The sequence below is a fragment of the Nonomuraea sp. NPDC050733 genome (assembly GCF_040654215.1).
In the GTDB taxonomy this organism is placed as follows: Bacteria; Actinomycetota; Actinomycetes; order Streptosporangiales; family Streptosporangiaceae; genus Nonomuraea.
In genome coordinates, this window is record NZ_JBFAHO010000001.1 from 330868 (window position 1) to 351695 (window position 20828).

At 72.0% G+C, this 20828-nt stretch carries 19 protein-coding genes and 1 pseudogene; 8 read left to right on the forward strand and 12 right to left on the reverse strand.

The window, feature by feature from the left end; all coding sequences use genetic code 11:
• Positions 1-49 precede the first annotated feature (49 nt).
• From AB0H64_RS01455 to AB0H64_RS01470, 4 genes are read left to right on the forward strand one after another with little or no spacing between them, the layout of a single operon-like run.
• Positions 50-673 carry a hypothetical protein gene (locus AB0H64_RS01455; RefSeq protein ID WP_357618704.1) on the forward strand — a complete coding sequence of 208 codons (624 nt, stop codon included), beginning with the start codon at positions 50-52 and terminating at the stop codon, positions 671-673.
• Positions 670-996, forward strand: a complete 327-nt coding sequence (locus tag AB0H64_RS01460; RefSeq protein ID WP_357618707.1) for a transcriptional regulator — start codon at positions 670-672, stop codon at positions 994-996. Before AB0H64_RS01455 ends, AB0H64_RS01460 begins: the two co-directional genes overlap by 4 nt.
• Entirely contained in the window at positions 993-1874 is an 882-nt protein-coding gene (locus tag AB0H64_RS01465) for an ABC transporter ATP-binding protein (protein WP_357618710.1), read from the forward strand. Before AB0H64_RS01460 ends, AB0H64_RS01465 begins: the two co-directional genes overlap by 4 nt.
• Positions 1867-2607, forward strand: coding sequence for an ABC transporter permease (locus tag AB0H64_RS01470; protein ID WP_357618713.1), 741 nt, complete (start codon positions 1867-1869; stop codon positions 2605-2607). The genes AB0H64_RS01465 and AB0H64_RS01470 overlap by 8 nt, the downstream gene beginning before the upstream one ends.
• Positions 2608-2726: 119 nt before the next feature.
• Here AB0H64_RS01470 and AB0H64_RS01475 read toward each other — a convergent pair whose 3' ends face one another.
• From AB0H64_RS01475 to AB0H64_RS01520, 10 genes and pseudogenes are all read right to left on the reverse strand, one after another.
• Positions 2727-3965, reverse strand: a complete 1239-nt coding sequence (locus AB0H64_RS01475; protein WP_357618716.1) for a trypsin-like peptidase domain-containing protein — start codon at positions 3963-3965, stop codon at positions 2727-2729.
• Between the two features lie 154 nt (positions 3966-4119).
• Positions 4120-5670 (reverse strand): AMP-binding protein, encoded by a 1551-nt coding sequence (locus tag AB0H64_RS01480; protein WP_357618718.1) that lies wholly within the window; start codon positions 5668-5670, stop codon positions 4120-4122.
• Between the two features lie 114 nt (positions 5671-5784).
• On the reverse strand, positions 5785-6612 hold the full coding sequence (locus AB0H64_RS01485) for a MetQ/NlpA family ABC transporter substrate-binding protein (RefSeq protein WP_357618721.1): 828 nt from the start codon (positions 6610-6612) through the stop codon (positions 5785-5787).
• Between the two features lie 35 nt (positions 6613-6647).
• Positions 6648-7304 (reverse strand): methionine ABC transporter permease, encoded by a 657-nt coding sequence (locus AB0H64_RS01490; RefSeq protein ID WP_357618723.1) that lies wholly within the window; start codon positions 7302-7304, stop codon positions 6648-6650.
• Positions 7301-8251 carry an ATP-binding cassette domain-containing protein gene (locus AB0H64_RS01495; protein WP_357618726.1) on the reverse strand — a complete coding sequence of 317 codons (951 nt, stop codon included), beginning with the start codon at positions 8249-8251 and terminating at the stop codon, positions 7301-7303. The genes AB0H64_RS01490 and AB0H64_RS01495 overlap by 4 nt, the downstream gene beginning before the upstream one ends.
• Positions 8252-8551: 300 nt before the next feature.
• Positions 8552-8680 (reverse strand): hypothetical protein, encoded by a 129-nt coding sequence (locus AB0H64_RS01500; protein ID WP_357618729.1) that lies wholly within the window; start codon positions 8678-8680, stop codon positions 8552-8554.
• A 115-nt stretch (positions 8681-8795) separates the two neighbouring features.
• Positions 8796-10058: an alpha-amylase family protein gene (locus AB0H64_RS01505; RefSeq protein ID WP_357618732.1), complete on the reverse strand. Its 1263-nt coding sequence runs from the start codon at positions 10056-10058 to the stop codon at positions 8796-8798.
• Positions 10042-10419, reverse strand: a pseudogene (locus tag AB0H64_RS01510) (FUSC family protein); the annotation flags it as partial. The gene AB0H64_RS01505 and the pseudogene AB0H64_RS01510, both read right to left, overlap by 17 nt.
• 122 nt (positions 10420-10541) lie before the next feature.
• Positions 10542-12914, reverse strand: a complete 2373-nt coding sequence (gene lon / locus AB0H64_RS01515) for an endopeptidase La (protein WP_357618735.1) — start codon at positions 12912-12914, stop codon at positions 10542-10544.
• Positions 12915-13016: 102 nt separating this feature from the next.
• Positions 13017-13211, reverse strand: a complete 195-nt coding sequence (locus tag AB0H64_RS01520) for a hypothetical protein (protein ID WP_357618737.1) — start codon at positions 13209-13211, stop codon at positions 13017-13019.
• A 502-nt stretch (positions 13212-13713) separates the two neighbouring features.
• Here AB0H64_RS01520 and AB0H64_RS01525 point away from each other — a divergent pair.
• From AB0H64_RS01525 to AB0H64_RS01535, 3 genes are all read left to right on the forward strand, one after another.
• A complete protein-coding gene (locus tag AB0H64_RS01525; RefSeq protein WP_357618740.1) occupies positions 13714-14367 on the forward strand; it encodes a biliverdin-producing heme oxygenase in 654 nt (217 codons plus the stop codon).
• Positions 14368-14434: 67 nt separating this feature from the next.
• The gene (locus AB0H64_RS01530; protein ID WP_357618743.1) at positions 14435-15040 is read left to right on the forward strand and encodes a TetR/AcrR family transcriptional regulator; all 606 of its coding nucleotides are present in this window, start codon (positions 14435-14437) and stop codon (positions 15038-15040) included.
• A 56-nt stretch (positions 15041-15096) separates the two neighbouring features.
• Positions 15097-16494: an MFS transporter gene (locus tag AB0H64_RS01535; protein WP_357618746.1), complete on the forward strand. Its 1398-nt coding sequence runs from the start codon at positions 15097-15099 to the stop codon at positions 16492-16494.
• A 13-nt stretch (positions 16495-16507) separates the two neighbouring features.
• Here AB0H64_RS01535 and AB0H64_RS01540 read toward each other — a convergent pair whose 3' ends face one another.
• The gene (locus AB0H64_RS01540; protein WP_357618749.1) at positions 16508-17752 is read right to left on the reverse strand and encodes a cytochrome P450; all 1245 of its coding nucleotides are present in this window, start codon (positions 17750-17752) and stop codon (positions 16508-16510) included.
• A gap of 153 nt (positions 17753-17905) precedes the next feature.
• Here AB0H64_RS01540 and AB0H64_RS01545 point away from each other — a divergent pair, with 153 nt between their 5' ends.
• Complete coding sequence (locus tag AB0H64_RS01545) at positions 17906-19327, forward strand: FG-GAP and VCBS repeat-containing protein (protein WP_357618752.1); 1422 nt, start codon at positions 17906-17908, stop codon at positions 19325-19327.
• On the opposite strand, the gene AB0H64_RS01550 is transcribed toward AB0H64_RS01545, so the two are convergent.
• The gene (locus AB0H64_RS01550) at positions 19312-20820 is read right to left on the reverse strand and encodes a HAMP domain-containing sensor histidine kinase (RefSeq protein ID WP_357618754.1); all 1509 of its coding nucleotides are present in this window, start codon (positions 20818-20820) and stop codon (positions 19312-19314) included. The genes AB0H64_RS01545 and AB0H64_RS01550 overlap by 16 nt on opposite strands.
• Positions 20821-20828: the final 8 nt, after the last annotated feature.

Genomic DNA, 20828 nt, shown 5'->3' on the forward strand with positions numbered 1-20828 from the left:
CGCCATCTGGTTTAAAGTACAAACCAGTTTGATGGTGAGAGAGGTTGAGATGACAGACGACGCCGAGGCCCCGGCCGGTCCCGCGGAGACGCTGCGGCTCATCGAGGAGCAGCAGGCCGCCACGGTCAGGCGGCTCCGGGGCGAGCCGCTGCTGCTCTTCGTCCCCTGGGGGGTCGCCTGGCTGATCGGCTTCACCGCGCTGTTCCTGCGCTTCGGGCTGGACGGCCGGCCGCTGGCGCCGATCTCGCAGATGCAGGCGGTCGGCGTGCTCCAGGGCGCCCAGGTGCTGGCGGGCGCGTTCGTCGGGTTCGGCATCGCGAGGATGAGCGGGCAGGTGCGCGGCGACAGCTCGGCGCGCGGGACGATGATCGGCTTCACCTGGCTCGCCGGCATGGTCCTCGTGTTCGCCATCGGGATCCGCATCTCCCTGGTCCTGCCGGAGGAGGAGGCCCAGCTGCTCTGGGCGGGCACGTCGCTGCTCGTCGTCGGCGTGATCTACATGATGACGGCGGCGGTCTGGCTGAACTGGCCGATGTTCTTCCTCGGCGCCTGGACGATCTCGGTCAACGTCGTCGGGATCATGCTGGGCGCGGGCTGGCATGCGCTGCTGATCGCGGCCCTGGTCGGCGGCGGGTTCGTCGGGACGGGGATCTGGCTGCGGTGGCGCGGATGACGGCCGACCCACCTCCGCCACCCGAGCTCGACCCCGTCATCCACGCCCAGGCCCGGCTGCGGGTGGTGGCGGCGCTGAACACGCTCGGAGATCGCGACGACATGGCGTTCCCGGCGCTGAAGGACCTGCTCGGCATGACCGCGGGCAACCTGTCCGTCCACCTCACCAAGCTGGAGGACGCCGGATACGTCCGGATCACCAAGACCCACAAAGGCCGCACCCCCGTCACGTACGTCGGGCTCACGAAGCGCGGGCGGCTGGCCTTCGACGAATACACCAGGGCCATCCGAGCCCTGATCGACACCGCTGGAGGCTCCACATGACGGTCCTCGCCCGCACGGCCGAGGTGACCCGGAAGTACGGCGACGTGCTCGCGCTCGACCGGGTGTCGATCGACATCCGCGCCGGGGAGCTCGTCGGCCTGCTCGGCCCGAACGGGGCCGGCAAGTCCACGCTCATCAACCTGTTCGTCGGCCTGCGCCGGCCGACGTCCGGCACCGTGGAGCTGCTCGGCGGCTCCCCCCAGGATCCCGTCGTACGGCGGGGCATCGGCGTCACCCCGCAGGAGACCGGCCTGCCCGAGGCGCTGCGGGTCGGCGAGATCGTCGACTTCGTGTCCGCGCACTACCCGCGCAAGGCGGGCCGATTAGAGCTGCTCGAACGGTTCGGGCTCCAGGACCTGGTCAAGCGGCAGGTCGGCGGCCTGTCGGGCGGGCAGAAGCGGCGGCTGGCCGTGGCGCTGGCCTTCGCCGGCGAGCCGCGGATGGTCTTCCTCGACGAGCCGACGACCGGCCTCGACGTGGAGGCGCGGCGCACCTTGTGGGAGGGCATCAAGGACTTCCACGGGCAGGGCGGCACGATCGTGCTGACCAGCCACTACCTGGAGGAGATCGAGGCGCTGGCGCAGCGGGTGGTCGTCGTCGGCCATGGACGGGTGCTGGCCGACGACACCGTGACCGCGATCCGGGACGTGGTCGGTGTGCGGCGCGTCTCGCTGACCGCGGCCGAGCTGCCCGAGCTGCCGGGCGTCCTCGGCATCGACCGCGAGGACGGCCGCGTCCACCTGGTCACCACCGACCCCGACCGGCTGGTGGTGGAGCTCGTGCGCAGCGGCACGCCGTTCTCGGGGCTGGAGATCCGGCCCACCACGCTGGAGGAGGCCTTCCTGGCCATCACCTCGAAGGAGACCCACCATGCCTAGCCTCATCCTCGCCCACACCCGCTACCAGCTCCTGGAGCAGATCCGGGTGCCGATCGGCCTGGTGGCCAGCGCGTTCTTCCCGGCGGCCGCGATGCTGGCGTTCGTCGTGCCGTTCGCGGGCGACGACCCGGCGAGCGCCACCCGCGCGACCGGGTCGATGATGATGATCGGCGCGATGTCGGCGGCGCTGATGGGGCTGAGCATCTCGGTCGCGCAGGACCGCGAGCAGCCCTGGAACCCCTACCTGCGCACGCTGCCCGCCGGGCCGCTCCCCCGCTTCGCCGGGCGGATCCTCACCACCATGGCGGTCATGATCGCGGCGGCCGTGCCGGTGGTCGTCATCGCGGCGCTGTTCACCCCGGCGACCGTCACGGCGCCCAGGCTGCTGTTCGGGCTGGCGGCGCTGCTCACCGGGGCCGTGCCGTTCATGATGATCGGGCTGTTCCTGGGATTCCTGCTGGCGTCGAAGGCGGCGATCGGCGTGTCCCAGGTGGTGTTCTTCCCGGTCGCGATCCTGGGCGGGCTGTTCCTGCCGCCGCAGATCATGCCGGAGTTCGTCCAGGCGCTCTCGCCGTACGTGCCGAGCCGCGGCGCGGTGGAGCTGGTGTGGACCGCGACCACCGGCTCGGCCCCGAACGTGACGGCGCTGGTCATGCTGGCCGTGTGGACGGTGGCGGGGGCGCTGGCCGCCGGCTGGGCCTACCGGCGCGACGAGGGCCGCCGGTTCTCCTGACGCCTCGCACGCGAAGACGGCCCCGGTCTCGGGGCCGTCGTCGTATCGAGATCTGAACGGGGGTGTGCCGCCGAGTCCGCAGCGATCTCGACGGCACACCCGTCCGTGAGGGGGTCCTGTTATTTCTTCTCTTCGAGAGTGACGGTGACGTTACTCGTCTTTCCATCCCTCATATATGTGATCTGAACCTGTTGGCCCACTTTGAAACCTCTGACCTGCCCAACAACTGTGTCGCCGCCGTCGACGGGCTTGCCGGCGATCTTCGTGATGAGGTCGCCCTCCTGGAGTCCGGCCTTGGCCGCGGGGCTGCCCTGGATCACCTGGCGCACCAGCGCGCCGGTGACGTCGCCGGTGGCGTCGGTGACGCTCACGCCGAGGTAGGCGTGGCTGACCTTGCCGCCGTTGACGAGCTGGTCGGCCACCTGCTTGGCGGTGTTGACGGGGATCGCGAAGCCCACCCCGATGCTGCCGTTGCTGCCGCCGTTGGTGGCGATGGCGGTGTTGATGCCCACGACCTGGCCCGCGGCGTCCACCAGGGCGCCGCCGGAGTTGCCGGGGTTGATCGCGGCGTCGGTCTGGATGGCGCCGCCGATCGTGGTGGCCTCGGCCCCCTGACCGCCCGGCTGCCCCCAGCCGGGCGGGGCCTGCTGCTCCTGCTCGCCACCGACCGTGAGCGTGCGGTCCAGGGCGCTGATGATGCCCGCCGAGACCGAGCCCTGCAGGCCGAGCGGGCTGCCGATGGCCAGGACCGGCGCGCCGACCTTGAGCTGGTCGCTGTCGCCGAGCTGGGCCGGGGTCAGGCCGGACACGCCCTCGGCCCTGATGACCGCGAGGTCGGTGGTCGGGTCGGTGCCGACCACCGACGCCTTGGCGGTCTTGCCGTCGCTGAACTTCACCGTCATCTGGCCGCCCTGCCCGGCGCCCACGACCACGTGGTTGTTGGTGAGCACGAGGCCGTCGGCGGACAGCACCACGCCGGAGCCCTCGCCGGTGCTGCCCTGGATCATGACGACGGACGGCTGCAGCTTCGCGGCGACGTCCGAGACGGTCAGGGTGCTGGCCGCCTGCTTGAACGAGGCGGGCGCCGGGGCGGCCGTGGCCGCCACCGTGTCAGGCTGCATCGCGGTGGCGACGGCGGCCCCCGCCGCACCGCCCCCGAGGGCCATGGCAGCCAGGGCGAGGCCGGCGATGGCCTTCTGACGGGTGGAGATGCCCGGCTTGGCGGGCGGAGGGGGCGGAGGCGCGGGGTGACCCATGATGATGGTGTCTCGCCGGGGGAAGCCCCCGGCGGAGGGCGGCGTGTCACCGAACTGGCTCCAGCCGCCGTTTCCCTGCTCGCGAGGCTCGTTCGCGTTCATGTCATCTCCTCAAGTCCCGATGACTCAAGAGTGCCAAGTCACGCGTAAGTGCAGGTTAAGACCGTGATCAGAGGTTCCTGAGAGCCCTGACACGGGCCTTATCACCGCTGGTAGGGGCTCGGTCACCTGTCCCGCGAACCAGAAAAAATCTTCGTTATCGGGACGTTCCGGTGTCGGCGGCGGGCCAGTACTCGTCCCGGAGCAGCCGCTTGTACAGCTTTCCGGTGGCGTGGCGCGGCAGCTCCTCGCGGAAGTCCACCGACCGCGGGCACTTGTAGGGGGCCAGCCGCGAGCGGCAGTACGCGATCAGCTCCTCCTCCAGCCCCGGCCCCGCCTCGGCCATGGATGCCGGCTGGACCACGGCCTTGACCTGCTCGCCCATCTCCTCGTCCGGCACGCCGAAGACGGCGACGTCGGCGACCTTGGGGTGGACGGACAGGACGTTCTCCGCCTCCTGCGGGTAGATGTTCACGCCGCCCGATATGATCATGTAAGAGAGCCGGTCGGTGAGGTAGAGGAAGCCGTCGGCGTCGAGGTGGCCGATGTCGCCGAGCGTGGTCCAGCCGCGCCCTCCGGGGTCCTGCACGGAGCGGGTCTTGCCGGGGTCGCCGTGGTACTCGAAGCGCACGCCGCTCTCGAAGTAGACGATGCCCGTCTCCCCCGCGGACAGCTCCTCACCCCGCTCGTCGCAGACGTGCACGGGGCCGAGCAGCGAGCGGCCGACCGTCCCCGGATGCGCCAGCCAGTCCTGCGGCGAGGCGTACAGGAAGCCGTTGCCCTCGGTGCCCGCGTAGTACTCGTGGACGATCGGGCCCCACCACTCCATCATCCGCTCCTTGACCTCGACCGGGCAGGGCGCGGCGGCATGGACGGCGCACGTCAGCGACGACAGGTCGTACGCCTTGCGCGTCTCCTCCGGCAGCTTGAGCAGCTTGCTGAACATGGTGGGGACGAGCTGCGTGTGCGTGACCGCGTACCTCTCGACGAGCCGGAGGTACTCCTCGGGGTCGAAGCGCTCCATCACCACGACCGTGGCGCCCAGCCGCTGGAAGGTCATGCAGTAGCGCAGCGGGGCGGCGTGGTAGAGCGGCGCGGGCGACAGGTAGACGCTGTCGCCGGTGGCCCCGAACAGGCCGGCGACCAGCTTGTAGAGCATGGGCGGCTCGGTGAGCGGGGCCTGCGGCAGGGACGGCTTGACGCCCTTGGGGCGGCCGGTGGTGCCGGAGGAGTACAGCATGTCGGCGCCCTGGCGCTCGTCGGGGATCGGCGTGACCGGCATGCCGGCGACCGCCGTCTCGTACGACTCGAACCCCGGCGCCGTGCCGTCCAGCATGAGGCGGCGCTCGACGCGCGGCGTGGCGTCCGTGATGGACGCGGCGACGCCGGCCAGGTCCGCGCCGGCGATGAAGACGCGGGCGCCGCAGTTGCCGACGATGTAGGCGAGCTCGTCGGTGAGCAGCCGTGAGCTGATCGCCGTGTAGTACAGGCCGGAGCGGTGGGCCGCCCAGGCGATGGCCAGGAAGAGCGGGTGGTTGCCGAGCATGAAGGCGACGTGGTCGCCCGGCCGCAGCCCGGCGGCGCGGAAGAGGTGGGCCAGCCGGTTGGACTCCTCGTCCAGCCGCCGGTAGGTGACGATCTCCCCGGAACCCGCCATCACGACAGCGGGTTTGTCGGGGTTCGCTGCCGCGATCACTCCCGGGTACATGAACCGAACACTATTCGGCCATCGGCCGCCGCGCCAGCATCCTGATCTTCGTACGTCGTTCCGGGAACGGCGGAGCCGCGGCCTCGTGCCGAGACCGCGGCTCCTTCACGGAGGTCACTCCGCGGGGATGACCGAGCCCTGGTACTTCTGCTTGATGAACTCCTTGACCTTCGGGTCCTGGAGCAGCTTGCCGAGGGTGACGATCCCGGCGTCCTTCTCGTGCCCGGCCTGCACGACCAGGCCGTTGACGTACGGGTTGCCCTCGCTCTTCTCCAGGGCCAGCGCCTGGGAGGCGGGCTTGAGGCCGGCCTCGATGGCGTAGTTGCCGTTGATGACCGCGGCGTCCACGTCGTCGAGCGAGCGCGGGAGCTGGGCGGCCTCCAGCGGCTTGAACGTCAGCTTCTTCGGGTTGCCGGTCACGTCGCGCTCGGTGGCGGTGGTGCCGGCGCCCTCCTTGAGGGTCACGACGCCGTTGTCGGCGAGCAGCTTGAGCGCCCGGCCGAGGTTGGTGGCGTCGTTGGGCAGGGCGACGGTCGCGCCGGAGGGCAGCGCCGCCAGGCCGGTGACCTTCTTGGAGTACAGGCCCAGCGGCTCCAGGTGGACGGGCGTGACGAAGCTCAGCTTCGTGCCCTTGGAGGCATTGAAGTCGTCCAGGTACGGCTTGTGCTGGAAGAAGTTGGCGGTCAGCTGGCCCTCGCTGAGCTGCACGTTCGGCTGAACGTAGTCGGTGAACTCGACCACTTCCAGCTTCAGGCCGGCGGCGGGCGCCAGGTTGTCCTTGACGTAGTCGAGGATCTCGGCGTGCGGCACCGGGGACGCGCCCACCTTGATCACGGTGTCGGCGGACTCGGCGCCCGCGTTCGTGGTCGCGGACTGCGACGTGCCGCATGCGGCCAGCAACACCGAGAGCGCGGCCACACCTACAATGTTCCGAAATTTCATGATTTTTCCTTATTTAGTGATGGGGTACGTGTCGGTCAGCGGTGCGACAGCCGGCGGGCCACCGCGTCGCCCAGGCTCTGCACGACCTGCACGATCACGACCAGGAGCACGACCGTGACGATCATGAGCAGGGTCTCGAAGCGCTGGTAGCCGTACCTGACGGCCAGGTCGCCCAGCCCTCCCCCGCCGATCGTCCCGGCCATGGCGGAGTAGCCGATGAGCGCGACGATCGTGACGGTCAGCCCCGCCACCAGGCCGGGGAACGCCTCGGGCAGCAGCACCTTCCGCACGATGGTCGTACGGCCCGCGCCCATGGCCTGCGCGGCCTGCACCACGTCCGACCCGACCTCGCGCAGGGCGGTCTCGACCAGCCGCGCGAAGAACGGCACCGCGCCCACGGTGAGCGGCACGACCACGGCGGCGGTGCCGATCGTGGTGCCGACGACCAGCCGGGTGAACGGGATGATCGCGATCATCAGCACGATGAACGGCAGCGACCGGCCGACGTTCACCACGACGCCCAGCACGGACCTCAGCGTGGGGAGCGGACGCAGCCCGCCGCGGTCGAAGACCACCAGCGCCACGCCCAGTGGCAGCCCGAACAGCACGGTGAGCAGCGTCGACCAGCCGACCATCTGCGCGGTCTGCCCGGCGGCCTCCCACAGCAGCGGGGTCATCTCGTCCCAGGTCATGAGGCCACCTCCACGAGCAGTCCGCGGTCGCGCAGGTAGGCGAGCGCGGGATCGGCGTCACCGGTGATCGAGACGCGCAGCCGGCCGACCGCGCCGCCGGCCAGCTCCTCGATCGAGCCGCCCAGGATGCTGATCTCGACGTCGAACTTGCGCACCGCCTCCGACACGACGGGCCGCTGGGGGTCGCCGGTGAAGGTGAGCGTGACCGAGCCGGGCGGCGCGGGCTCGGGCAGCGGGAAGATCTCGCGGGTGAGGCGGGAGCCGGGCGTCCGGATGAGGTCCGCGATGGCGCCGGACTCCTCGATCCGGCCGCCGGCCATGATGGCGACGGAGTCGCAGACGCTCTTGACGACGTTCATCTCGTGCGTGATGAGCAGGATCGTCAAGCCCAGCTCGGTGTTCAGCCGCTTGAGCAGGTCGAGGATGGAGCGGGTGGTGGCCGGGTCGAGCGCCGAGGTGGCCTCGTCCGACAGCAGCACCGACGGGTTGCCGGCCAGGGCGCGGGCGATGCCGACACGCTGCTTCTGGCCGCCGGAGAGCTGGTGCGGGTGGTCGCCGCCCCGGCCGCCCAGCCCGACGAGGTCGAGCAGCTCGGCGACGCGGCGGGCGCGCTCGGCCCGCGGCACGCCCATGACCTCCAGCGGGAAGGCCACGTTGCCCGCGACGGTGCGGGAAGAGAGCAGCGCGAAGTGCTGGTGGATCATGCCGATGCGCTGGCGGGCGCGGTTGAGCTCGCGGGACGGCAGCGCGGTCAGGTCCTGCCCGGCGACCGTGACGGTGCCCGCGGTCGGCCGTTCGAGCAGGTTGACGCAGCGCAGCAGCGTGCTCTTGCCGGCGCCGCTCTGACCGAGCACGCCGTAGATCTCGCCTTCGCGCACACGCAGGTCGACACCGTCGAGGGCGACGGTCTCGCCGTACAGTTTGCGCAGGCCGGAAACCTGGATCACGTGAGAACCCCACACTGGCAGCGGCCACGCCGCTGGAACGGACGAACGTCGGAAACCGTCCTCAGGAGCCGGACGTCTGAAGGAGGCGTCTGCCCCTGAAGACGGGGGGCCGGAAGGACCGGGAGGACCGGGCTGCGGCGCGGCTCAGCGGGCGCCGGGGTGGAACGGCAGGTGGCTCAGCCTGCGCAGCACGTAGCTCGGTGCGATCATCGGGAGACCTTCGGGGAGGAGGGCGGACGGTTCCTGGCGCCGGCGGGCCGTTCCACCCTCGGGGGGCTCACGGCAGGCGCCGGCGGGCGGTCAGCGGGCGGTGGGGACCGCCGCGCGCATGTGCGCGCGTGTCATGGCCCGCAGGTGCGCCGGCTCCATGGCCCGCGTCATCGTCCGCATGTGCGCGCGTGTCGCCGCGCGCATTCGCCGGGTGCGCATGCGACAACAGCGTCCGCCGATGGGAGCGCCCGGGTTGCTCGCGTGTGCCTCGTCCACGTCAGGTGCCAACAGCTTCTTTACTTCCCTATATTCCCGGCATCTTTGGTGATCTATGTCACGCCGGCTTCTCGGCGAGGATCCGCCACGCGTGCGGGCCGACGACCGCGGGGTCGTGGTGGCCGCGCTCCGGCTCCAGCGGCGTCAGCCGGGAGACGTCCATCGGGAAGCGGTAGGCCCGGTCGTCGAGGTTGAGCAGGGTGATCAGCGCCTCTCCCCCGGCGCTCGACCGGAGGGCCGCGGCCGTGTTGGTCAGGTGCTCGACGGTCGTGCGGGCGCGCACCAGCCACGGGTGGCGCCGGCGCATGCCGACGAGGTTCTGGTGCAGGCGGTACACCGGCCAGCCGTACGGGGCCAGGTCGCCGGGGGCGGCCGGGAAGGCGGGCCGGATGGCGTCGTCGCCGCCCTCGCGCTCCTCCTTCAGCCCCTCGAACGCCTGCTCGTCGCCGGAGTACAGGCTGGGCACGCCGCCGACGGTGAGCAGGATCGCCAGGGCGTGGCCGAGATGCCGCCGGTCGTCGAGCCGGGTGGCGAGCCGGGTGACGTCGTGGTTGCCGACGAAGGTGAGCGGCGTGAACGCGCCGAGCAGGTCGTTGTGCCGGTCGAGGGCCCAGGCCAGCTCGAACAGGTTGCGGTCGTTGAGCGAGCTCCAGACGGCCTTCCACAGCTCGTACTGGGTGACGGAGTCCAGCCCGGACTCCTTGACGTACCCGGTGTAGTCCCCGTGGATCACCTCACCGGCGAACCACGCGTCCGGATGCCTCTCCCGGACGCCCGGCAGCACCTCGCGCCAGAAGGACGGCGGCACGGCGTAGGCGGCGTCGAGCCGCCAGCCGGCCGCGCCGCGCGCCAGCCAGTGGTCGAGCACCGCGGCGACGTGGTCGCGGACGGCCGGCAGGCCGTGGTCGAGGGCGACCAGACGCTCGTGCCCCTCGAACGTGTCGTGGCCGTCCGGCCCCTTCCTGAACCAGTCGGGCCCGGCGCGGAAGGACCTGCCGACGTGGTTGAACACGCCGTCGAGCACGATCCGCAGCCCGCGTCCGCGCGCCTCGGCGACGAGGGAGTCGAAGTCGGCGTCGTCGCCGAGGCGCGGGTCGACGCGGAAGTGGTCCACGGTGTCGTAGCCGTGGGTCTCGGAGGCGAAGATCGGGCCCAGGAGGAGGCCGGAGCAGCCGAGCTCGACGGCGTAGTCCAGCCACGGTTCGAGCTGCCGCAGCCGGTGCCGGACCGGCTCGCCGGGCGGCGGGGCGGCGGCGGGGGCCCCGGTGAAGCCGAGGGGGTAGACCTGCCACAGGATCGCGTGGTCACTCCACGACGGCACGGGCGCTCCTCACGTCATCGGGCCGGCTCTCGGCCCTGTCGTCCTGGCTTTGTACTGCGTTCTGCCGGCTCTGTACGGCGTCCTCGCGGCTCCGCGCCGCGTCCCCCGGGCTTCGCACCGCCTCCTTCGGGGTCCGCACCGGGTTCCTCCGGCGGCGTACTGCCCAGGGTAGGTAGCCCAAACCGCGGGCGGGCGCGCAGCCGATGGCCGTGTCGGCGATCCGGTGACCGGCCATGCCGGCGGACGCGCCACCGCTGAGCAGCAGGACCAGGGGCGTCATCACGGCGGCGTACGCGGCCGGGCGGCGGTCCTTCAGCGGCGGCCTCAGGGCCGCCAGCGCGGCCACGAGCAGCGCGAACGGCCACGCGTGCGGCCGACGCCCAGGCGGGCATGCCTCCGCCCGCCGTCCCGTGAGGGAGCGGCGGGCGGGCTCCGCGTCCGCCGCCGTCCAGGTGGCGGCGGACGCGTCTCATGGACGGCGGGTCAGGCCGCGGCCGTGGAGGCGACCTTGGCCGGGTTGAGGGCGATGTCCAGCACCTCGCGCACGTCGCTGACCGTGTGGATGGTCAGCTCGTCGCGCACCTCCTGGGGAACGTCGTCCAGGTCGGGCTCGTTGCGGGCCGGGATGAGCACCGTGGTGATGCCCGCCCGGTGCGCCGCGAGCAGCTTCTGCTTGACGCCGCCGATCGGCAGGACCCGCCCGGTGAGCGAGATCTCGCCGGTCATGGCCACATCGCCACGGACCTGGCGGCCCGACAGCAGCGAGGCCAGCGCCGTGGTGAGCGTGACGCCCGCCGAGGGGCCGTCCTTCGGCACCGCGCCCGCCGGGAAGTGGACGTGGACCGAGCGGTCCTTCAGCGCGGTCACCGGCAGCTCCAGCTCCGCGCCGTGCGAGCGGAGGTAGGACAGGGCGATCCTGGCCGACTCCTTCATCACGTCGCCGAGCTGGCCGGTCAGCGTGAGGCCGGTCTCGCCGGTCTCGGGGTCGGCCAGCGACGCCTCGACGTACAGGACGTCGCCGCCGGCGCCCGTGACGGCCAGGCCCGTCGCCACGCCCGGCACCGAGGTGCGCTGCTTGGACTCCGGCAGCGACGACTCGGGCACGAACCGTGGCCGCCCGATGTAGCCGACCAGGTCGTCGGCGCCGACCGTGACCGGCAGCTCGCCGTTGGCGGCCACCTTGCGCAGGATGCGGGCGACCGACCGCTCCAGGGAGCGGACGCCGGCCTCACGGGTGTACTCGGCGGCCAGCCTGCGCAGCGCCGCGTCCTCGACCGTGACCTCCTCGCCCGTCAGCCCGGCCAGCTCCAGCTGCCGGGGCAGCAGGTGGTCGCGGGCGATGGCGACCTTCTCGTCCTCGGTGTAGCCGTCGAGCGTGACGACCTCCATGCGGTCGAGCAGCGGCCCGGGGATGGCTTCCAGGACGTTGGCCGTGGCGAGGAAGAGCACGTCGCTCAGGTCCAGCTCGACCTCGAGGTAGTGGTCGCGGAACGTGTGGTTCTGCGCCGGGTCCAGCACCTCCAGCAGGGCGGCCGTCGGGTCACCGCGGTAGTCGGCGCCGACCTTGTCCACCTCGTCGAGCAGGACGACCGGGTTCATGGAGCCGGCCTCGCGGATGGCGCGGACGATGCGGCCGGGCAGCGCGCCGACGTACGTGCGCCGGTGGCCCCGGATCTCCGCCTCGTCGCGCACGCCGCCGAGGGCGACGCGGACGAACTTGCGGCCCATCGCGCGGGCCACGGACTCGCCGAGCGAGGTCTTGCCCACTCCGGGAGGGCCGGCCAGGGCGAGGACGGCTCCGCTGCGCCGGCCGCCGACGACACCGAGGCCCTTGTCCTGGCGGCGCTTGCGCACGGCCAGGTGCTCGATGATGCGGTCCTTGACGTCGTCGAGGCCGGTGTGGTCGGAGTCGAGCACGGCCCGCGCTCCGGTGATGTCGTAGTTGTCCTCGGTCCGGTCGTTCCACGGGATGTCGAGGACGGTGTCGAGCCAGGTGCGGATCCAGCCGGTCTCCGGGGACTGGTCGGAGGTCCGCTCCAGCTTGTCGACCTCCTTCAGCGCGGCCTCGCGCACCTTCTCCGGCAGGTCGGCCGCCTCGACGCGGGCCCGGTAGTCCTCCTCCTCGCTCTCGGAGGTGTCGCCGTTGAGCTCCTTGAGCTCCTTGCGGACGGCGGCGAGCTGCTGGCGCAGCAGGAACTCCCGCTGCTGCTTCTCCATGCCCTCCTGGACGTCCTTGCGGATCGTCTCGGCGACGTCGAGCTCGGCGAGGTGCTCGCGGGACCACTCGACCAGCTTGGCCAGCCGGTCGGCCGGGTCGGCGGCTTCGAGCAGCTCGACCTTCTGGGCCGTGGTCAGCCAGGGGGTGTAGCCGGAGCTGTCGGCCAGCACCGAGGGGTCGTCGATCTGGTTCACCTGGTCGACGACCTGCCACGCGCCGCGCTTCTGCAGGATGGTGGTGGCCAGGGCCTTGTACTCCTTGGCCAGCTCCTCGGCGCGCTCACTGACGGGGACGGCGTCGACCGTGATGGCCTCCACCCACAACGCGGCGCCCGGCCCGGTGGTGCCGGTGCCGACGCGCACCCGGTCCACGCCGCGCACCACGGCGGCGGGCTCGCCTCCGGGCAGCCTGCCGACCTGCTCCACGACGGCCTGCACGCCGACGGCGCCGTAACGGCCGTCGATGCGGGGAACGAGGAGGACTCGCGGCTTGTTGCGTCCGGATGCGCGGCTCGACGACTCGGCCGCGTCGATCGCCGCACGCACCTCGGAGTCGGACAGGTCCAGCGGGACCACCATGCCCGGCAGGACCACCTCGTCGTCCAGCGGCAGGACCGGGAGGGTCAAGCTCTCACTCATGCGAACTCCCAAGGGTTGAGTTATACAGACTCAATTCATCAGAGCCCGCCAGTGTTCCCTTCCTTGCCGATGTTCGCTCAGAGCGATCGTAATCATGTAAGTTCAGTCGGCCGGCGCGGCGTCCTCGCCGGGAGGGACGTCGCCCGCCTCGACGGCGACCGGCGGCTCCCCGCGATCCCGTGCCGGAGTTCGCCCGGCGGGGTGGTGACCGAGCAGATACGCTGAGTAGCTGTTCGCCGCCGGTGAAGCACCCGCCTCATGAGGGGTGACGAACATCGGGAATGGGTGTTGAGTCATGTCGAGTCGCCTTCGTTGCGCGTGACGGGGCGCCGACGGGCCGAGGGGGACGACTCCTGCTGCAACAGGATGCCGCCGTCCCCCTCGCCCACTGACGCCGGGGCGTTGCCTCTCTCCGCATGACGGCCGTTCACCGAACGTGAATACGATGCGCATTCATGTTCACTTCCGAGGGCGCGTGGAGCCCTCTCGACGGAAGAGTACATAACATCGAGACCGCCCCGTGTGGGTACTCGTGAATCAAGCTCGGATCAATTTTCCTTCAGGGATCGTACTGGTCACAGGGCGTTTCCTCGACCAGCGGCACGCATGCGAGGCGCCCACAGGAGCCATTTATCCGCTTTTATAAAGAATGCCGTTCTGTTGGGGAACGGAATTCTGCGGGCAGCAGAAAGGGAGCGCGGGCGACCACGATTTTTGACGACACGGTGTCATCATCCGCTTGACGGGAGGGCCGCGGGTTTGTGACACTGTGTCGTGAAACTGCGGCACGTGATGGGGTGTGGGTGTGACGTCGTTCTCCGAAGCGTTGAGGAACGCCACGTGGGGTGACCACCAGGCGGCCGAGGGCGAGAGCTACCTCACGGAGCTCATGGGCGGCCGGCTCAGTGCCGCCGAGTACGGCGAGATGGTCGCGCAGCACCACTTCGCGTACGCGGCGCTCGACGGCGTGTCCCGTGAGCTGACGGACCACCCGGTGGCGGGACGGTTCGTGTTCCCCGAGTTGTACCGCGGACGGGCGCTGGAACGCGACCTCGCCACGATCTACGGCGAAGGATGGCGCGACCGGATCACCCCGTCGAAGTCCACCCGCACCCTGGTGGCCAGGATCGAGCAGGTGGCCGGCTGGCCCGGCGGGTACGTCGCCCACCACTACACCCGTTACATGGGCGACCTGTCGGGCGGGCAGTTCATCCGAATGGAGCTCCAGCGCATCTACGGGTACGCGCAGGGCGGCGGGGTCGACTTCTACGTGTTCGACCAGGTGGGCAGCCTGCCGAGGTTCAAGCAGGAGTACCGGTCCCGGCTGGACGCGTTCGGGGAAAGCCTCGACGAGCAGGAGCGGCAGCGCGTCATCCGCGAGGTGAAGCTGGCCTACCAGCTCAACACCGAGGTACTGGCCGAGCTGCTGCACACGGTGCGCGCGGCCGCGTAGGTCACCGCGCCGTCACAGGTCCGGGCTCCCCCTCCGCCCGGGCGGGCGCGCCGCCTACCATGACCCTATGCCCCGGATCTCCGCCGCGACCATCGGCGAGCACCGCGCCCGCACGCGCGAGCGCATCCTCCAGGCGGTCTCCCGCCTGTCGCGCGAGCAGGGCATCGACGCGCTCTCGATGACCGACGTCGCCCACGAGGCCGGCATCACCAGGACCGCGCTCTACAACTACTACCCCGACAAGGCGGCGCTGCTGCTCGCGTTCACCGAGCAGGTCACCAGCTACTTCATCGAGAGCTACGAGCGGGAGCTGCCCTACGGGGCCACCCCCGCCGAGCGGCTGCGCGCGTACGTGCGGCTCCAGCTCACCGGCCTGGTCGCCCACCCGCATCCCGGCCCCGCCGACCTCGGCGCCGCCCTCGGCCCTGACGCCTACCAGCGGCTGGCCGAGCACGTCGCCCCCATGCAGCGGATCCTGGCGGAGATCCTGGAGAGCGGCGCCGCGTCGGGCGACTTCGAGGTGCCGGACGTGGCGGCGACCGCGCGCATGGTGCTGGCCGTGATCGGCGCGGAGCGGGTGCCCCTGGTCAGCGGCGCGGACACCGTGGACCGGGCCGGGGAGCGGGTGTCGGCCTTCGTGCTGCGCGCCCTGGGAGCCCGCGCCGGGAGCTGACCGCCGGGGTCGGGGGGAGATCAAGGTCCGCCTCGGGCCGATGACAGGATGGGCCCATGGAGAACGGCCACATCCAGCTCTCGTCCGCCCGGGGACGGTGGATCCTCGCGGCCACCGTCCTCGGATCCGGCCTGACCTTACTCGACAGCACGATCGTCAACGTCGCCCTGCCCTTCCTCGGCAAGGAGCTGGACGCCGGCATGGCGGGCCTGCAGTGGACGGTCAACGCCTACACGCTCACGCTGGCCGGCCTCATCCTGCTGGGCGGGTCGCTCGGCGACCGGTTCGGCCGGCGCAAGGTGTTCGTCATCGGCACCGTGTGGTTCGCGATCGCGTCCGCGATGTGCGGGCTGGCCCCCGACGTGGGGTTCCTGGTGGCCGCGCGGGCGCTGCAAGGGGTGGGCGGGGCGCTGCTCACGCCCGGGTCGCTGGCCATCATCCAGGCGTCGTTCGTGAAGGACGACCGGCCGCGCGCGGTGGGCGCCTGGTCCGGGCTGGGCGGCGTGGCCGCCGCCGTGGGGCCGCTGCTCGGCGGCTGGCTGGTGGAGTGGGCGGGCTGGCGGTGGGCGTTCCTCATCAACCTGCCGTTCGCGGCGCTGGTGGTGCTGGTCGCCGCGCGGCACGTGCCCGAGAGCAGGGACGAGCAGGCCTCCGGCCGCTTCGACGTGCTCGGCGCGGTGCTGGCGGCGCTGGCGCTGGCCGGCGTCACGTACGGGCTGATCGACCTGAGCGCCCCCGCACCGCTGATCGCCGGCGTGGCGCTGGGTGTGGCGTTCGTGCTGGTCGAGCGGCGGCGCTCGCCGGACGCGCTGGTGCCGGTCGGGATCTTCCGCGACCGGGTGTTCACCGCGGTCAACGTGGTGACGCTGATCATGTACGCGGCGATGGGTGTGGTGTTCTTCCTGCTGGTGGTGCAGCTCCAGGTGGTGTCCGGGTTCTCGCCCATCGCGGCGGGCCTGTCGCTGCTGCCGACGACCGTCCTGATGCTGCTGCTGTCGGCGCCGGCCGGGGAGGTGGCCAAGAGGTTCGGGCCGCGTCTGCCGATGACGGCGGGCATCGTCGTGGCGGGCGCCGGGTTCCTGTGGATGAGCACGATCTCCACCGGCGCCTCGTACCTGCTCCAGGTCCTTCCGGCGGTGGCCGTCTTCGGTCTCGGCCTGTCGGCGGCGGTGGCCCCCCTGACGGCCACCGTGCTGGCCACCGCCGAGGAGCGCTACGCGGGCACGGCCAGCGGCGTCAACAACGCGGTGGCGCGCACGGGCAGCCTGCTCGCGGTGGCCGCGGTGCCGCCGCTCGTGGGCCTGGTCGGCGACGCGTTCGAGCAGCCGGCGGTGTTCGACGCGGGCTTCCGGAGCGCGATGCTGGTCAGCGCGGTGATGATGTTCGTCTCCGCGGCCATCACGTTCCTCACGATCAGGACGAACGTGCTCGACCCGGATCGGGCCGGCCGCTGAAGTCCCCGCGACCCTAGAACGTGAACGGCTGGCTGCGGACGCTGTTGTCGAAGTTGGACAGCAACAGCTCCGGCTCGCCGACCGCCCGGATGTCCGGCAGCCGCGTGAGCAGCTCGCGGAACATCGTGCGCATCTCCTGGCGGGCCAGGTTGGCTCCGAGGCAGAAGTGCGGCCCCGGCCCGCCGAACCCGACGTGCGGCTTGGTGTCGCGGGTGATGTCGAACGCGTCGGGGTCGGGGAAGACGCTCTCGTCGCGGTTGGCGGAGCCGTAGAAGAGCACGACCTTGTCGCCCTGTCTCAGCTCCAGCCCGCGCAGGGAGTAGTCCTGGGTGACGGTGCGCCGGAACTGCATGATCGGGGAGACGTGGCGGACCATCTCCTCGATGGTGTTGTTGATGTGGCCGTCGAAGTCGCTCGTCAGCAGCTCGCGCTGGGCGGGGTGGTCGGTGAGCAGCTTGATGCCGTGGGCCATCGTGTTGCGCGCGGTCTCGTTGCCGGCGACCAGCAGCAACGCGAAGAAGGAGCCCAGCTCCTTGTCGGTGAGCTTCTCGCCGTCGGGGTTTGCGGTGACCAGCAGCGAGATGAGGTCGCCCTTGGGGTCGGCGGCGCGCTCGTGGCCGAGCTTGATCACCATGCGCTGGAGGGCCAGCAGGGCCAGCATGTTCTGCCCGGCGAGCTGGATGCTGCGGGCCAGGCTGGGGCGCACGCCGGTGTAGGCCGTGGAGACGTCGACGTGCTCGTGCACCTTCTCACGCAGCTCCTGCGGGATGTCGAGCATGTCGCAGATGACGTGGATGGGCAGCCGGGCGGCGATCTGGTGGACGAAGTCACGGGGCCCGTCCTTGACCACGTCGTCGACGATCCGCGCGCAGGCCGCCTCGATGTCGCCCTGCAGACCGGCCAGCATGCGCGGGCTGAAGGAACGGGTGACGATGCGCCGCAGGCGGGCGTGGCGGGGGTCGTCCATGTTGACCATCGACTCGCCGAACACCTGCTTCACCCAGCCGGGCGGCTCGGGGTTGGTGACGGCCGGCTCGCTGGAGAACACCTTGGCGTTGCGGCTGGCCTCCACCACGTCGGCGTGGCGGACGAGGGCGTAGAAGCCCTTGCCGGAGCGCAGGAGTGGCACCCGCTTCTCCTCGAAGAACACCGGGTGCTCCAGCTGCCGGAGCCGGGCGAACGCCTCGTTGCGCTCCTTGGGGGGCTTGCGCCAGAAGTCCAGGTCCGCGAGATCGATGTCCGCCACGTCGATAGCCACGCGCCTATCCTGGCACGCTCCCAGGCCGGTCCGGGATGGGATCCCCGCGCCGGCCGGGCTTCCCGTTCGCGGGGGTCGATGTGCATCCGGACCTCTTGGCGCGTTCCCGTGCCGTTCAGGCCCGGTTTCTTCCGGGGAGTCATCACTGGAGACATGAAAGCGCTGCTCGCCGCATGTCTGCTCCTCCCTCTCGCCTCCGGCCCGGCGCACGCCGCGGCGGGTACGGCCGCCGCGGCGCGGTCGTGCGGCGGCGGGGCCTCCGACTTCGACGGCGACGGCCGTCCCGATCTCGCCGTGGCGGCGCCGTACGACGACCGGCGCGCCGGCTCCGTGACCGTCCTGTACGGCGACGGGCGGAAGGTGCGGCTCGTCCAGGACGACGCCGAGCCGGGCGACGCGTTCGGCTCGGCGCTGGCCACCGGGGACTTCGACGGTGACCGGTGCGCCGACCTGGCGGTGGGGGTGTCGGAGGAGTTCGCGGGCGAGCGGGTGCCGGGCGGTGACGGCAACGGCGCGGTCCAGGTCTTCCACGGCTCCCCGGAGGGGCTGCGCGCGGGCGAGCGGCTCGTGCCGCGCAAGCCGTCCAGCGACCGGTTCGGCGCCACGCTGGCGGCGGGCGACCTGGACGGCGACGGGCGCGACGAGCTGGCCGTGGGCGCGCCCACCCGGGGACGGGGCGGCGCGGTGGTCGTCTACTGGATGAAGGGGCGCGGCCCGTACGAGATCACGCAGCGGACCCGCTGGGTGCGGCAGGCCGCGAACGTCACCGACCAGTGGGGCGGGACGCTCGCGACGGGCGACTTCGACGGCGACGGCCGCGAGGAGCTGGCCGTGGGCGCGCCCGCCGACAGCGTCACCCAGGACGGCCAGGGCTCGGTGACCGTGCTCGACGTCGCGCGCGGCCGGGCCCTGGCCCTGACGCAGAGCAGCGCGGGGATCAAGGGCTCGGCGGAGAAGTGGGACGCGTTCGGCGCGGCGCTGACGTCCGGCGACTTCGACGGCGACGGCCGCGACGACCTGGCCGTCGGGGTGCCAGGCGAGGGGCTGAGCGCCAACCAGCGGGCGATGGACTACGGCGACGGGGCCGTGCACGTGCTCTACGGGGGCCGCTCCGGGCTGCGGGGTGCCCGGAGCGAGATGTGGACGCAGCGGCTGCTGCGGGGCGAGCCGCGCTACTACGACCGGTTCGGTGCGGCGCTGGCGGCCGGTGACTTCAACGGCGACGGCGACGACGAGCTGGCCGTGGGGGTGCCGGGCGAGAACGCGGTGCAGGTGCTGGCCTCCGACCCGCGCGGCGGCCTGACCCGCCACGGGGACGTGCTGGTCAAGGGGCGCGGCGCGGTCCCGGCCGTGCTGCCGGCCGCGCGCGGTGAGCACGTGTCGGCCCTGTCCGTGACGGCGGCGAAGCAGGCGCCTGGAGGACCGGCTGACGGGCTGGTGGTGGCCGAGCCGGACAAGGGCGCGGTGTGGCTCGTGCCGGGCGCGCGCAAGCCGGGCGCGTACCCGGGGGTGCGGCCCGGCCGGGCGCGGGAGCTGGGCGAGGGCACCGGCCTGTACGGCTACGCGCTGGGGTAGGAGCCCGGCTCGGCGGCGGGCAGGACGGCGCGGAAGACCGCGCCCTTCCCCGGCTGCGAGGAGGCGGTGATCGCGCCCCCGTGCGCCTCCACGAGCGTGGCCGCGATCGACAGGCCCAGCCCGGCCCCGCCGGTGCCGCGCGCCGGGTCGGCCCGGTAGAACCGCTCGAACACCAGCTCCGCGATCTCCTGCGGGAACCCCGGCCCCTCGTCGGCCACCTCCAGCTCCGCCCGGTCGCCGAACACGCCGACCCCGACGCGGAACGGCGTGCCGGGCGGCGTGTGGGTGAGCGCGTTGCCGATGAGGTTGCCCAGCACCTGGCCCAGGCGCGGCTCGTCGCCGACCACCGGCACGGGCCCCTCTCCCCCGTCGAGCCGGACCAGCTCGATGACCCGGTCGGGGGCGAGCGTCTGCGCGTCGATGACGGCGGTCGCGGCCAGGCTCAGCAGGTCCACGGGGCGCCGGTCGAGGGCGCGCCGCTGGTCGAGCCGGGCCAGCAGCAGCATGTCCTCCACCAGCAGCCCCATGCGGGCGGCCTGTCCCTCGATGCGGCCGAGCAGCCGGACCGCCTCGTCCAGGCTCCGCTCCTCGCCCAGCCGGTACAGCTCGGCGAAGCCCCTGATGGAGGTGAGCGGGGTGCGCAGCTCGTGGGAGGCGTCGGCCATGAACCTGCGCATGACCTCCTCCGAGCGCTGGGCGGCCGTGGCCGAGCGGCGGGCCTCCTCGGCCGCCGCCTCCCGCTCCCGCACCGCCACCTCGATCCGGCCGAGCATGCCGTTGAGTGCCCGGCCGAGCTTGCCGACCTCGGTGGTGGCGGCCCACAGCGGCACCCGGCGCGACAGGTCGCCGCCGGCGATGTCGCGGGCGGTGCGGGCGATGTCGCCGAGGGGGCGCAGGCTCCGCCGTACGACCCAGTAGCAGGCGATCCCCAGCACGACCAGCGTGCCGCCACCGCCCACGACGACGATGAGCATCAGCTGCGAGACGGTGCCGTCCACGTCGCCGAGGTTGATCGCGATGACGCGGCTGGCGCCGTCGCGGGCGGGCACGGCGATCACCCGCCACAGCGGCCCGTCGGCGGGCAGCGACTCGACGGTGAAGGGACGGCCGGCGCGGCGGGCGACCTCGGCGCTGGTCAGGAGTGGCAGGTTCGGGGTGTAGACGTCGGTGGACTCGGAGAACCTGCGGATCACGGTGCCGCCCGCGTCGACGAGCACGCCGTGGAACAGACCGTAGAAGCGCTCAGGCGACCGGGGGCCGGCGGCGGGGTCGGGGGGCGGCGGCACGCGCGCCGGGCGGCTGGCGGAGTGGAGCTGCTGGTCGACCCGCTCCACGAGGTAGCCGCGCAGCAGCCGGACGGCGAACAGCCCGGTCAGCGCGATGGCCAGCGTGACCATCAGCAGCGTCGCCGAGACCAGGCGCAGCCACAGCGGGGCGCGCGCCAGGCGGCGCCGCACGCCGCGGACGGCCTCACTCCCACGCCCCACGCTCATGTCCCCCG